Origin of the sequence: Curvibacter lanceolatus ATCC 14669 (assembly GCF_000381265.1) — a bacterium.
Classification (GTDB): Bacteria; Pseudomonadota; Gammaproteobacteria; order Burkholderiales; family Burkholderiaceae_C; genus Curvibacter; species Curvibacter lanceolatus.
The window spans coordinates 18,763-31,546 of record NZ_KB906256.1; the positions used below are offsets into that span (position 1 = coordinate 18,763).

Annotated in this window: 10 protein-coding genes and 2 pseudogenes; 4 read left to right on the plus strand and 8 right to left on the minus strand. The window is 58.4% G+C overall.

Annotated elements, in window-relative coordinates; genetic code table 11:
• Positions 1-46: 46 nt before the first annotated feature.
• The 4 genes from F624_RS35725 to F624_RS0108915 all read right to left on the minus strand — a co-directional run bounded on the left by F624_RS35725 (position 47) and on the right by F624_RS0108915 (position 3,264).
• Positions 47-268: a ZIP family metal transporter gene (locus F624_RS35725; protein ID WP_245573594.1), complete on the minus strand. Its 222-nt coding sequence runs from the start codon at positions 266-268 to the stop codon at positions 47-49.
• Between the two features lie 150 nt (positions 269-418).
• Positions 419-700, minus strand: coding sequence for a hypothetical protein (locus F624_RS35730; protein WP_245573595.1), 282 nt, complete (start codon positions 698-700; stop codon positions 419-421).
• 30 nt (positions 701-730) lie between these two features.
• Positions 731-1,003, minus strand: a complete 273-nt coding sequence (locus F624_RS34040) for a double zinc ribbon domain-containing protein (protein ID WP_031254550.1) — start codon at positions 1,001-1,003, stop codon at positions 731-733.
• Between the two features lie 20 nt (positions 1,004-1,023).
• Complete coding sequence (locus F624_RS0108915) at positions 1,024-3,264, minus strand: heavy metal translocating P-type ATPase (RefSeq protein WP_031254551.1); 2,241 nt, start codon at positions 3,262-3,264, stop codon at positions 1,024-1,026.
• A 106-nt stretch (positions 3,265-3,370) separates the two neighbouring features.
• On the opposite strand from F624_RS0108915, the gene cadR reads away from it, so the two are divergent.
• Positions 3,371-3,826: a Cd(II)/Pb(II)-responsive transcriptional regulator gene (cadR, locus tag F624_RS0108920; protein ID WP_031254552.1), complete on the plus strand. Its 456-nt coding sequence runs from the start codon at positions 3,371-3,373 to the stop codon at positions 3,824-3,826.
• A gap of 320 nt (positions 3,827-4,146) precedes the next feature.
• On the opposite strand, the pseudogene F624_RS0108925 reads toward cadR, so the two are convergent.
• Positions 4,147-4,758, minus strand: a pseudogene (locus F624_RS0108925) (IS110 family RNA-guided transposase); the annotation flags it as partial.
• A 253-nt stretch (positions 4,759-5,011) separates the two neighbouring features.
• Here F624_RS0108925 and F624_RS0108935 point away from each other — a divergent pair.
• Positions 5,012-6,067 (plus strand): DMT family transporter, encoded by a 1,056-nt coding sequence (locus F624_RS0108935; protein WP_019573950.1) that lies wholly within the window; start codon positions 5,012-5,014, stop codon positions 6,065-6,067.
• 409 nt (positions 6,068-6,476) lie between these two features.
• Here the strand turns inward: F624_RS0108935 and F624_RS34795 are convergent.
• A pseudogene (locus F624_RS34795) lies at positions 6,477-6,764 on the minus strand (chromate resistance protein ChrB domain-containing protein); the annotation flags it as partial.
• A 67-nt stretch (positions 6,765-6,831) separates the two neighbouring features.
• Here F624_RS34795 and F624_RS0108945 point away from each other — a divergent pair.
• Positions 6,832-7,779 (plus strand): IS5 family transposase, encoded by a 948-nt coding sequence (locus F624_RS0108945; protein ID WP_019573952.1) that lies wholly within the window; start codon positions 6,832-6,834, stop codon positions 7,777-7,779.
• Positions 7,780-8,111: 332 nt separating this feature from the next.
• Here the strand turns inward: F624_RS0108945 and F624_RS0108950 are convergent, their stop codons facing one another.
• Both F624_RS0108950 and F624_RS0108955 read right to left on the minus strand, forming a co-directional pair.
• Positions 8,112-9,308 carry a hypothetical protein gene (locus F624_RS0108950; protein WP_157443392.1) on the minus strand — a complete coding sequence of 399 codons (1,197 nt, stop codon included), beginning with the start codon at positions 9,306-9,308 and terminating at the stop codon, positions 8,112-8,114.
• A 95-nt stretch (positions 9,309-9,403) separates the two neighbouring features.
• Entirely contained in the window at positions 9,404-10,633 is a 1,230-nt protein-coding gene (locus tag F624_RS0108955; protein ID WP_084679463.1) for a YagK/YfjJ domain-containing protein, read from the minus strand.
• Positions 10,634-12,367: 1,734 nt separating this feature from the next.
• Here F624_RS0108955 and F624_RS34800 point away from each other — a divergent pair.
• Positions 12,368-12,757, plus strand: coding sequence for a helix-turn-helix domain-containing protein (locus tag F624_RS34800; RefSeq protein ID WP_157443393.1), 390 nt, complete (start codon positions 12,368-12,370; stop codon positions 12,755-12,757).
• Positions 12,758-12,784 lie beyond the last annotated feature (27 nt).

Consider the following 12,784-nt stretch of genomic DNA (forward strand, 5'->3'; position numbering starts at 1 on the left):
CACGTCTGCGCCGTCGTCAGAGACTTCCCTTCTGCCGCCCACGCTCCTAGCCGATGCCTTCCTCAAGCGGAAGCAGGGCCAGAAAGCCGGCAAAGAACATAGCCGTTACCCAGGGACAATCTGGTGTTTCGTGCGCTTCGATCAACAATTCCTCGGTCACGAGGTAAAACAGCGCAATCAGACCAAAGGCGAGGAAGCCGGTCCCAATGGCGCTGGGTAACAACGCCACCGGCGCTCCGAGCAAAGCCCCGATTGGCAGCAAAAGCACGAGAGCGGCTGTGATCCAGACGACCTTGGCACGAGAGCGAACACCTAGTCGAGTTCCGTTGCCACCGTCAAGCCAAGAAACAACACCTCGATGGTCAGCAGCAAGCCGACATTCGGGCCAGCCGCGAACCCGACGCCAAGCACTAGGCCATCAATCACGGATGTCGATGCAGATCACTGTCAACAGGCTGATCGCCCCTTTCGCCAACGCCCCCAAGTGCTTCACTATCAGCATAGTGACGATGCCGATTGCGCCGCCGATCACCCTGGCCCAAGGCGAGCGCCGATGCATGAAGTCGGGTAGGATTTCGCCGGCCGCTGCAACGAACACGACGCCAGCGGCGAAGTGCTGAATCGCGCTGACCAGCGTTGATCCAGGGCGCACGTTCACCGCAACTGCGGCGCTGATGATGGCGGCCACTGCCGGGATCAAGGTGTAAATCCAGGCCGAGATCGCAATGACTCAGATCACCGCGTTGCCACACTGGGCACAGAATTTCGCGCCGATCGGAATGACGCTACTGCACTTCGTGCACGATGCTGGCACCAGCGATGTCCCACACTGGCCGCAAAAGCGAGCGCCTTGCGGATTGATCACTTTGCATTTCGGGCAGGTGATGCCGCTGGCCGAAGGCGCTGGATTGCGCCCCCAATCATGACTGCTGGAGTTGCCGTGGCCGTGGCTATTGCCATGCCCTCCGCCGTGTCCTCTAAAAATTCGATCAAAGATTCCCATCTTCAAACTCCATATTTGGTTTATCGACCCGCCCGCTGCCTGAGCAACCTCAGCCCGTTAAAGACCACCAACAAGCTCGCCCCCATGTCGGCGAACACGGCCATCCACATGGAGGCATCGTCGAAGATCGCCAGCAGCAGAAACACCAACTTGATGCCCAGCGCGAGCGCGATGTTCTGCCATAGCACGGCGTGGGTGCGCCTGGACAGCCGGATCGTTTCGGGCAGGCGGCGCAGGTCGTCATTCATGACCACCACATCGGCAGCCTCCATCGCGGTGTGGGTGCCCGCGCCGCCCATAGCGAAGCCGATGTCAGCCTTCGCCAGCGCCGGGGCGTCGTTGATGCCGTCGCCAGTCATCGCCGTGACGCCCAGGCGCTGCTGAAGCTCGCCGATGGCCTGCAACTTGTCATCGGGCAGCAGGTTGCCGCGCACCTCGGCGATGCCCGCCTGGGTGCCGACGGTCTGCGCCGTCGCCAGGTTGTCCCCCGTCAGCATCACCGGCGTCACGCCCAGCACCTTCAGGTCAGCCACGGCCTGCGCAGATGAAGGTTTGATGGTGTCGGCCACCGCACAGATGGCCATGACCCGTTCGCTGCTGGCCAACAAGGTGACGGTGCGGCCAGCTTGCTCATGCAACGCAAGGCGGACTTCGAGTTCAGCCGAACACTGCCCGCGCTCTTCGATCCAGCGGTGGTTGGCCAGCACATAGGGTTGGCCGTCGATCACCCCCTGCACGCCACGCCCGGCGACAGCCTGAAACTCGCCCACCTCTTGCGCGGCGGTCGACACGCCGTCCGCGATAGCCTTGGACACCGGGTGATCCGACCGCGCCGCGAGGCTTCTGGCCAGTTTCTCCAGCCCCTCCAGGGATTGCTTGCCGAGTCCGGCGTCCACGGGCTCGAAGGCCACCAGCTTGGGCTTGCCTTCGGTGATGGTGCCGGTCTTGTCCAGGGCCACGACCTTGATCTTGCGCGCCTCCTCTAGGTACACACCGCCCTTGATCAGGATGCCCCGTCGCGCCCCGGCGGCCAATCCGCTGACGACGGTGACGGGCGTGGCTATCACCAAGGCGCAGGGGCAGGCGATGACCAGCAGCACCAGGGCCTTGTAGGCGGCCTGCATCCAGGTCAGCCCCATGAGCCACGGTGCCAACAGCGCAACGGCAACGGCCAGGACGAACACCGCAGGCGTGTAAATGGCGGCGAAGCGATCCACGAAGCGCTGGGTGGGCGCGCGGGAGGACTGGGCCTGCTCGACGGCGTGGATAATGCGCGCCAGTGTGCTGTCGGACGCGGGGGCCGTGACGCGAATTTCCAACGCCGCAGCCTGGTTGATGGTGCCGGCGAAGACTTCATCGCCGGGGCTCTTTTCCACTGGCAGGCTTTCGCCGGTCACGGGGGACTGGTCAATTGCGCTCTGGCCCAAGCTCACGACGCCATCCAAAGGAACGCGCTCACCAGGGCGGATACGCACGGTCGCGCCCATAGTGACTTCCTTGACGCTGATGCGCGCCCATCTGCCATCGTCTTGACGCACTTCGGCCTGTTCCGGCGCGAGCGCCAGCAGGCTCTTGATGGCGCCGCGCGCGCGATCCACGGCGCGGGCCTCGATGGCTTCTGCGATGGCATACAGAGCCATGACCATTGCCGCTTCGGGCCACTGGCCGATAAGGAAAGCTCCGGTCACGGCCACGGTCATCAGTGCATTGATGTTCAAGCGGCCCTGCCGCAGCGCGGCCAGCCCCTTGCCGTAGACCGAGAAACCCGACAGCGCGATGCCCGCTGCGGCCAGCGCCATTCCCAACGCCTTGACAGGCATACTGTCTGGAAAGGCGAATGCTAAGCCCTCGGCCACCACAGCAAGCCCCAAGGCACCCAGCGACTTGCCCCACGTCGTCCAAAAGCCCGCTGGCGAGGTGGTCGCAGCAGTGGCCGATGGGCCTGTACCGCCGAGAGGTTCCGGCTTGAAGCCCGCCTTGCGGATCGCGTCCAGCGCCTGCTGCAAGGCAGGACCATCGGCGGCAATGGCCAGTTCGCGGTCGCCCAGGTTAAATTTCAGGCCACGAATCCCCGCCATGCCATCCAGGGTGCGGCGGATCTCCGATTCCTCGTTGGCGCAGTCCATGTTTGCTATGCGAAATCGCTGCGGCTCGGGAGTCATTGCATCAGACGCCGCAGGCTCGCGCACCGCAGGCGCTGCTGCGCTTCCACTCCCGCAGCAGGCAGCATCGGCGTGTTGGTTTTGGTGGGCAGGGCTCATGAAAATCTCCTTGTCAGGTGGATTAGAAACCCTATACCAACTACAGAGTCAAGAGCTTAAATACAATGAGTTCCAAGGTAAACCTGCCACCGCCCAAGGTGAAGCCATGAAAATCGGTGAACTGGCCAAGGCCACACATACTCAGGTAGAGACGATCCGGTACTACGAGCGCGAAGGCTTGCTGCCGGAAGCGGCCCGTACTGGCAGTAACTACCGCATCTACACAGACGAACACGTTGCCCGACTGTCCTTCGTCAGGTATTGCAGGAGGTTGGACATGACGCTAGATGAAATCCGGGTACTGCTGCGCGTCAAGGACGCTCCGAACAAGAACTGCGACCAAGTGAACGACCTGCTTGACGAGCACATCGACCATGTAGCCCTCCGCATCAATGAATTAAAAGCACTGGAATGTCAGCTCAAGATTTTGCGGGAAAGCTGCCGCGAATCCCAGTTGGCCAACCAGTGCGGTATTCTGACCCAGCTGTCCACGGCATCGCAGCATCTACATGAGCCAACGGCGCGCATGGGGCACGTTCATAGAGCACACGATCTCAAGTGACTCCCCCAAAGGAGTCGTGAGCTATCTCCTGATTCCACCATCAAGAGTTGCTTATATGGACACCGCCCGGATTACAAGTGACTTGGATGCGTGAGGGATCGGGAGGACGGGCTGCAGTCTTATGTCCTGCCTGTTGTGCAGGCGTTGCCTGCTGGCCCTGATGGCATTCGCTGATGAGGTTCCCATCTAACACTCGAGCTCGATGCTCTTGGCTCTTATCGGAGTATCCCCATCACGGTCCAACCTATCTGGCCCATCACACATTTGACGTCGCTTGCTCTCCTCAAACAGTGGTTCTTAAATTTCCGATCAAGGCCTCGTCATACGGTTCCCTGCCATGCATTGGTGTTCCCAGGCTGACCCTTGATGAGCACAGCCCAGATGGTGCGCGCCAGTTTGTTGGCGATCGCGGCGACCACGACGTTGTGTGGCCGGCGTTTGACCAGTTCCGTCAGCCATGGCCACGTGCTGCCTTCTTTGCATTTGAGTGCCACTGACCGTGCGGCATGCATCAGCAGTGTTCTCAGGTATGCATCACCTCGCTTGCTGATACCCAGCTGCCTGATGCGGCCCCCAGTCCCGGTTTGCCGAGGCACAAGACCAACCCAGGCAGAGAACTCCCTGGCATCTTTGAACGCTCGCGGGTCGCCCATGCTGGCCACGACCGCCGTTGCAGTAAGTAGCCCCACGCCTGGAATCTGCGCGATGGCCTGACACGAAGGGGATTCGCGCAATTGCTGCGCCAGCCTGCGCTCGATCCTATCAATGTCTTCAGCAATCTGTTTGATGCGTCGCACCTGCTCATCCAAACTGTCCATCAGCATGGCCGGCAAACGCTGCCCTGCTTCGTTCAACGTGTCTGGCAGCGCCAGGAGTAGTTGCCTATGCCCCTCAGGTAGGACGATGCCGAGCTCGTACAGAATGCCATCTAACACGACTCACTTCTGAAGGCCTGCGGAGCAGGTATGCTCTGCGCCCCCAACCAATGCCCTCGCAAGGGATTGCAGGCAAACTGACGGTACTTCAGGGAGATCAGAAGAGCGAGGTGGAGGTGAAGGCAAGCAGTGAAAACAAACTGCGCACAGAAGGCGTGAAAATCGTCCCCGGAACCAAGATCGTTGCAGTACTCAACAACATCCATGGCAAAGCACGTTACCGTGCGTTTCTCGGTGAAATGAGGCCCCAATGAACCGACACATTCTCAACCTTCCTGCACTACAAGGCGGCTTTCTGGCGCTGCTTGCCGCAGCACTCTTCGGTGTGAGCACGCCGCTGGTGCAGAAATTGGGCATGGGCATGGGTCCCTTCTCGACGGCAGCACTGCTCTATGCCGGAGCTGCCGGCATTGGAGCGCTGCTTCGCCAACCGGCAGAAAAAGAGGCTCGCTTGCTGCGTTCGGATTGGCCTCGCCTGATCGCCGTGGCATTGTTCGGAGCGGTGATCGCACCCGTGGCCATGGCGTGGGGCCTGCAGCGAGCCAGCGGCACCGGAGCCTCGCTGATGTTGACCCTGGAGGCACTGTTCACGGCAGTGCTTGCCTGGCGTCTTTATGGCGAGACCATGGACCGCAGAGTCTGGGCAGCCGTGCTGCTGTTGCTCGGTGGTGGCATCGCTTTGGTTTTGGATCAAAGTCAGAGCGGCAGCAGCCAACTCTGGGGCTTGGTGGCGGTCATGGTGGCCACCGTTGCCTGGGGGATGGATAACACGTTGTCGCGAGCCCTGGCTGAGCGCGATCCCGGGCAAGTGGTACTCGCTAAAGCTGTGCTGGGTGTCACCGCCACGGGTAGCCTGGCCGTGCTGACTGGGGAGCCCTTACCGGGCGCAGGGGCTGCCTTGGGCCTGATGGCTGTTGGGGTGAGCTGCTACGGGCTGAGCCTGCGCTTTTACCTATTGGCGCAACGGGCCTTCGGAGCCGCCCGCACGGGATCTATTTTCGCGTTCGTACCCTTCATCGGTGCCGCCTTGGCGATCCTGCTGGGAGATCGGTCTGGTGGATGGGGCATGGTGTTGGGTGGTGCGCTGATGTTGGTCGGCGTTCTCGTCCACCTGATGGAGTCCCATCACCACGAGCATGATCATGTGGCCTTGAAACATGAGCATGCCCACACCCATGCGGATGGCCACCATGACCATGTTCACGACCCCATGCCGACGGGGCAACACAGCCACCTTCATACCCACACGCCGATGCGACACAGACATGCTCATGTGCCCGACGTTCACCACGCGCATCCCCATTGACGTGCCTGCGCGGGTTGATCCCGCCCCTGCCGTTCGACCGATTCAATCAAGTACCCTGGGGCTGCGGGCAAATAGTTCACGGCGCCGGCATCAATCTTTCTGTGGCATCGGCCGTATCAAACCTCGGTACGCCACGAAACGGTCGTCCCGATATTGAAGTTCATCTCCGATACGCACGACGCGATAACAGACGGGCTCGTCCTTGCTGATCTCGGGCTGCAGCAAGCAGAGTCTGTCGCCCCTGATCGACCAGCGTGCGGGCCTGCGTCGGCCGTTCTCTGAGCGTTCGACGCGCCCATCTGAAAAGTATTTTTGCCCCCAATGGTGCTCATCGGTCAACGTACTTGTCGCTGATGGCCGCACGGATCTGCGGACCGGTGCCGTCACAGCACCCCAAAAGCCTGACACCAGAATGCCGACGAAGCAATCGCTGACGTTCGGCTGCGGGAAGTGCGGGTAGAGGCTGGCGGGCTTGTGCCAACTCCTCCAGCCAGGGCGTGTAGTCAGCCCCCCGATCAAACAGTGCGTGGAAGGCCGCTTGCTCGACCATGTCACGGGTGTGCACGTGCAGCAGCCAGGCTTGTCCATCCTCCTGCAGGGCATCGTCGGCAAGTGCTTGCAGTTGGGTGGCCTGCTCCACGTGAGCAGGCAGCAGGTAGGTACCGTCACGCAGTGCAGCACAGCCCAGTGCCTTAAGGATGGTCTGCACAAATGTCGCGTTGCTGTGCTTGCAAGCTCAGTGAACGACTGAGACGATCGCAGCCATGAAGCAACAAAGTCTGGGCCTGGGCCACTCGAACAAGCGCACGCGGCGGCGAGAGCTTCTTGGCGAGATGGAGCACGTGGTGCCGTGGGCCGAACTCGTGGCGCTGGTGGCGCCCTACATGCCTGAAGGCCGCCGGGGCCGTCCGCCTTTTGCGGTGGAGCCGATGCTGCGTGTCCACTTCGTGCAACAGTGGTTCAACCTTTCGGATCCGGCGATGGAAGACGCGCCGCACGATGTGCCACTGTTTCGAGAGTTCGCCGGGCTGGGCGGTTGGGACAACCGAGTGCCCGACGAGAGCACGATCCTGAGGTTCCGCCACCTGCTGGAGCAGCACAAACTGGCCCCGCAGATCCTACAGGTTGTCAATCAGTCGCTCACGGCCAAGGGCCTGCTGCTCAAGAGCGGCACCGTAGTGGGCGCCACAGTGAACGCTGCGCCGAGTTTCACCAAGAACGCTTCGGGCGAGCGCGACCCGGAGATGAAACAGAACAAGAAGGGCAACCAGTGGTACTTTGGCATGAAGGCCCACATCAGCGCGGACGCCGACTCGGGCCTGGTGCACACCGTGCGCGTCATCGATGTGGTGCTGGCCAATAGCCCATTGCACGGACATGAGACCAAAGCCTTGGGTGGCGCGGGTTACAGGGGCGCGCACAAGAGCCTTGATGCTAGGGACGGCGTGAACTGGAGCGCGGCCATGCGCCCAGGCCAGCACCATGCACTGGACATGAATGCCCCTAGGCAACGTCTCATTGACGAGATCGATCGCGTCAAGGCCCGCATCCGCGCGAAGGTGGAGCACCCGTTCAGGGTCGTCAAGCGCCTGTTTGGGCACGTGAAGGTGCGCTACCGCGGGCTGGCCAAGAACACGGCGCAGTTGCACACGCTGTTTGCGCTGGCCAATCTGTGGATGGCAAAGCGCAAACTCATGGGAGTTGCGGCATGAGTGCGTCTGCAGCACGCCAAATCGGCGTGGGCGGCGCTGATTCGCGCCGGCAGTGGGCAAATCGGCGGAGTCAGATGGGCCGTAAACCAGCAGAAGCCCATATACCCCGCCCACTGCCGCGTTCAACTCGTATTTGTGCAGACCATCCTTAACGGCACGCCAAATCCGCATACGAGCCGCGGTGCTTGCGGAGGGAAGGCTGACAACCAACGCCAACCAAAAGTCTGTGGGACGAATCATGGCGGCAGCTTAGTTTGCCGTTGCGATTGCTGCAATGCTGTAGCGATCTCTACAAATTACGTGTCGTTCTTGATTGGAGTCAAGTTACTCAATCACCGCCCCCAGTTGTCAGCACCAAAAATCGGATGCGAATTACCCTCTGGGCGGAATTCCAGCGACAGAGTCGGTGCACCCGTTACCGCGCCTTCCAAAGTATGTCGAGGCCGCTTGATGTCGGCGATCTGGCCCTCCATGATGCGCAAGGTCTGCTCGACCGCTAAGGGACCGACGGCACCAAAAGGCCGCTTGATGTTCCGCTCCAGGCGCAGAATCCCTTGGGTTCTCGTGAGGTACATAGCACAGTGCTTGACCCTGTCCAACTTTGAGTAGAGCTCGGCAAGGTCCGGTGCCATGCCTCGGTAGAGGAAGGGTAAGCCCTCAGCGCAGGTGTCAAAGAACTCCGCACAGGGCCCGGCGACCTGCCGCCATTCGTCAGCGAAGGAGCGCAAGAACTCCTGACGCTCCTCTTTACTTGGCCCATCCACCAGCGCCACGCAGTGAATCACTGGGGCCCACAATGTTTCCTGCAGGCGCCAGGCAAACCCAGAGATCGCTGGGCCGTAGTTGGTCTTGATCCGCTCAACCCAAATCTTCTGCGCTTCCAACAAGTGCTCCAACGTATCGTCTATGGAGTCTTTGCTCTTGTAGCCATCCAACATGCTCAGCTCGAACTGCATGAAGACGGATGAAGGATTCGCCTTCAGCACCTGTTTGAAGTAAGTGCTGTAGAGCTTGTAATCCTCATCACAACGATGTTCAAAGTCATGAATGATCGACTTGATCGTCGTCTTCAGCATTTGCACCCGAACAGCATTGATGATCCAGTTCAGCATCATGGCCATCGCGTTAGGGTTGCTACGGCACGTCGCCTCCAACTCCTCGGGACTGACTGGCACGCATTTGATATCCATCAGAGCCCCGACCAAGATCTGGACGGCAGGATGAACTTGTGTGACGGGGTGAACCAGGACTCGGGGGAAGTTCAACCAAACAGGAAGGTACTGCAGCAGTTGCTTACCCAAGGCGTTCGGACTCAGCACTGGCTTCCCCTGACGCCACACGACACTGCAGCCACGGTGATCAAAGGACTTCGCGGCGGACCAGGCAAAGGAGATTGCAGCCTGCATCGCATCAACAAGCCACCGACCACTTTCAAAGTTGGTAGGCAGCCGTTGAGGGGATCGATCTACTTGAGCGATCATTTCCAGGACGGCTTGGCGAAGAGGCAATTGAGGGGTCTTGAAGGACATTTCTTACTCGACAAAATTTGATGTGAAAACAACTGAAACACCGCTGGGTGCTTCAACGAAAGTCAGGGATGCAAGCGCAGTTCGACGACTGCGCCTTAAGCCTTGTGAGGCTCTGTGGAGCCGGCTGGTTGGGGCTGCTTGCGTGGGCGACCAGGTCTGATGGCCTTGATCCTGGGAAGCTCTCCGCGCCCCATCGTTCGCATGCCACGGGAGAGCTTCACCCCCAGCAGTTGGTCAGCCTTGCAGATGTAGGCCACGTTCTCGCGCAAGCGTTCCCGCAGCAATACATCGTCATGGTTGATCTGCCCGAGGAAAGGCTTTTGGTATTCCGACAGATTGCAGTTGTGGAAGGTGGCCTTGCCAGGCGTCGTCGCTAACGAATCCAAATCTGTCCTTGGTTCGGGCCGGAAGCCTTTCATCGTTTGTAGGTCACGCTCAACCGAACTCACCCACTGCTCTCCGATCTGTTGGACCAGGTGCTTGTGGTTCTGGTGCTTTGATCCATCAAAGAACACCAGCATGTGGTAGTGGAAGCCGCGATCTCTGGTGCATTCCAAGCACCAGATGGAGCCGACCAACATCTGTCCCAGTACCGTGGCCCTGAGCCGGTTCTTGAAGGCCTTGAAGAAGGAATCCACCTGCTTCAGGTCAATGCTCATGACCAGTCGCTTTTCGAAGCCAAGGTCAATGCGCCCAACCAACAACCTGGAGTGCACTTTGAACAGAGCGTCGACATACCCAACACCGCTGTTGTAGGCCTCCTCGCACCGACGCACCGATGCTGAGACCTTGCGGCGGTAATCAGGGCTCTGTACCTCTACCTTCAAGGCTTCGAGTGCCTGGTTGTAGACCTCAGCGGCCAACCGTCCAGAGCGGTCAACGATGTGGCCACCGATGCCATGGACGAGCAAGTCCTTGATGCGCAATTGCCCCATGACTTTGGCAAACGCTTCGACTTGAGGGCTGTAATGAAGACCCGGCGTGAACAGAGTCTCACTGCACATCTCATACAAGCGTGTAAAGGATCTCTGAGGACCATCAAACACCAGTTTCTTGCCGTCCTTCTTTATGAACACGAACGGCGTGCCCTCCAGGGTCGGCAACCGTTCCATGAACTGATGGATGCATGAAACGATCTCAGGCTCGCCACAGCAGTCCTGATATCGGTAGTCCATCCCACCGCCTGGACGGGGCGTGTACACCCTGTACCGGTCTTCCCTGACGTAGTTGCCCACATCAAGTACTTCAGCCCCCTTCGGCACTACTTTTGTAGCTGCCAGGTCTTGGGGACCTGGTGGTTCTTTGGGAATTTCTTCTTTGGCCATAAAATCTCCATGAGGGCACGTATTCACAACGAACCTGCCCAGATGGGTTCATTGCGGCCGAGCTACTCTCTCGGCATGCGTATTCCGATAAAATTCTTCCTAGTGAGGAATCAGTCCTCGAGAGACTGATTCAGATTTGAAGACAGCACTCCCCCTCCGACTAAATCGGATGAATGAGCTGTGATAGGCTTAACGAACTTGCAAGCCCTGATGCATTTGCATCAGCAGAGGTTGAGTGACTGGATAAGCCTCGAAGAGGTCTAATCAACGGTCATGCTCTTGATTGGTCCGCAGTACCCGACTGTGTCGGTTACCTGCATATGAAGATGTATATCGATAGAGTGCCTTACTTGAGCATCTTGAGGATGCGACCAAGAAGGTCTAGAGACTGAGGTGTCCTAAGAGGGGCCATCTGTAGGGTTAGGGATTACCTGCTAGAGCAGGTTTTCCCATGATGTAGATGGATGTTCTTAGATAGCATTAAAAACCAGAATTCCTCGAACCCCAGTTTCTCCAAAAGTCCCTAGACCTTCCCGGCGTTATCCACACAACATACGACAACCCGTTACTACGAGTTACCGCACCAAGCACAGACCATAGACCCAAGTCGTAAAGCCTCTCAGCTCTACGACTTGGGGTGGTTTCTTAGTGCTTGGGCTCAAGTCTATAGGAACAAAAGCTTCCGCCTAATTGACGTAGCAGCTGTGCCGAATCATCCGTCAACTCACATAAACAGCAATACATACAAAACCCTGCAATCAGGCATCGCGACGGATACAATTCTTTACAAAAATCTTTTCAGAGTAACCTTGGAGGCTGCAATGCTTGGAATTTTTAAGCAAAGGAGGTAACGCTAGCGCTGCAACCAAATCAGTAAGACATATAGCACTAGATGTGTTGAATTGGATTTCAGGCAATGGACTGTGACCAACTTCGAGGCCGCTATGGCTAGTTCCTAAGCACGAGCTACCCCCCGCCTTGTTCACCGATCAGCTGGTTTGATACTTTCTGATAGGCGTGCACCGCACCGCACAGCTCTCATCTCAAATTTCAGTGGCAGCAAGATCGCCGCAACATGCCGATCTTCACAAGGCCTAATCATTCACACCACAGACGGCACCAGCAACTTAGGACTCGGCCAAGCGTGTTGTAGCAAGGCATCTTTGGAAGGAACCCCTACGGTTCGAACAGAGAGTTGGTCAGTGGAGACTGATGTCGCGCGCAAAGTCTTGCGCTTCGATCCACTCGCAAAGTGCCGGACAAATTTTCCCAGAAGGGGCCCGTCGGACAACAACTGCGGACAACTTGTAGGGGACGATTTGTGCTCATGCCGATCCGGGGCTGAGCACCGGTACTGTTGAGTCACGAAGTGGCCAGCCTACGTAGAACGCCCTGAACTGCTGCGGGTGGCCAACGAGCTGCGCTTTGCTGATATGCAGCCAGCGCGTATTGTGGCTCTGTTAGCGACGAGGGCCGTTGCCAGACAAGGAGATAGCAATCTTATTGCTGAGGCATCTATGTAGTCACAGAGAACCGGTGATTGGTGCACTGGTTCCTCTGGTTGGCAGAAGTGGGTTGGGGCGAGACTGGTTGCTCACCCTCTGACCAAGCGCCCAAAGCACTGTGCACAGCTAAGCTGCGTTAAGGGGCGCTTAGTACATTTAAGCAGTTGAACGCCTACCCCCAAGGTCTTGAACTCCATCATCACCCATCTCTAACCGAAAGGAACTTCAGATGGACTTCAATCCAACCGCCCCCTACCAAACCTCCAACGAAGCAACGAATGCAGAGACCAGAGGAGCTGACCTTGAGCCCCAAAGTCAAGAACTTGGTGAACCACAAGAGCGGCAAGAAAAGGTCGAACAAGGACAACCGAGCACTAGCCAGAAAAAGCCACGGCCCACACGACAAGACAAGGTTTACCGTCCACTAGTTGAGGTGCGACATGAATTCCTTACAACTGACGAGTTAGCCTACTACCTTAGGCTAAAGGAACAAACCATAAGGAAGAAACGTATGAACGGCACGCTCGGCATAGACCCCGTCAAAATCGGTGGAAGATTGCGCTGGCCGAGGCAATTCGTCATTAATTACCTCAGTAAACTTTTTTCATACCCTGCATGACGTTCTCCAAAAACCAATCCAAAGACC

Bases quoted from the DNA above. Each gene is read 5' to 3' on its own strand.
- F624_RS0108915 (WP_031254551.1), bottom strand. From the start codon at position 3,264: ATGAGCCCTGCCCACCAAAACCAACACGCCGATGCTGCCTGCTGCGGG.
- cadR (WP_031254552.1), top strand. From the start codon at position 3,371: ATGAAAATCGGTGAACTGGCCAAGGCCACACATACTCAGGTAGAGACG.
- F624_RS0108955 (WP_084679463.1), bottom strand. From the start codon at position 10,633: ATGGCCAAAGAAGAAATTCCCAAAGAACCACCAGGTCCCCAAGACCTG.
- F624_RS0108945 (WP_019573952.1), top strand. From the start codon at position 6,832: ATGAAGCAACAAAGTCTGGGCCTGGGCCACTCGAACAAGCGCACGCGG.
- F624_RS0108950 (WP_157443392.1), bottom strand. From the start codon at position 9,308: ATGTCCTTCAAGACCCCTCAATTGCCTCTTCGCCAAGCCGTCCTGGAA.
- F624_RS34800 (WP_157443393.1), top strand. From the start codon at position 12,368: ATGGACTTCAATCCAACCGCCCCCTACCAAACCTCCAACGAAGCAACG.
- F624_RS0108935 (WP_019573950.1), top strand. From the start codon at position 5,012: ATGAACCGACACATTCTCAACCTTCCTGCACTACAAGGCGGCTTTCTG.
- F624_RS34040 (WP_031254550.1), bottom strand. From the start codon at position 1,003: ATGGGAATCTTTGATCGAATTTTTAGAGGACACGGCGGAGGGCATGGC.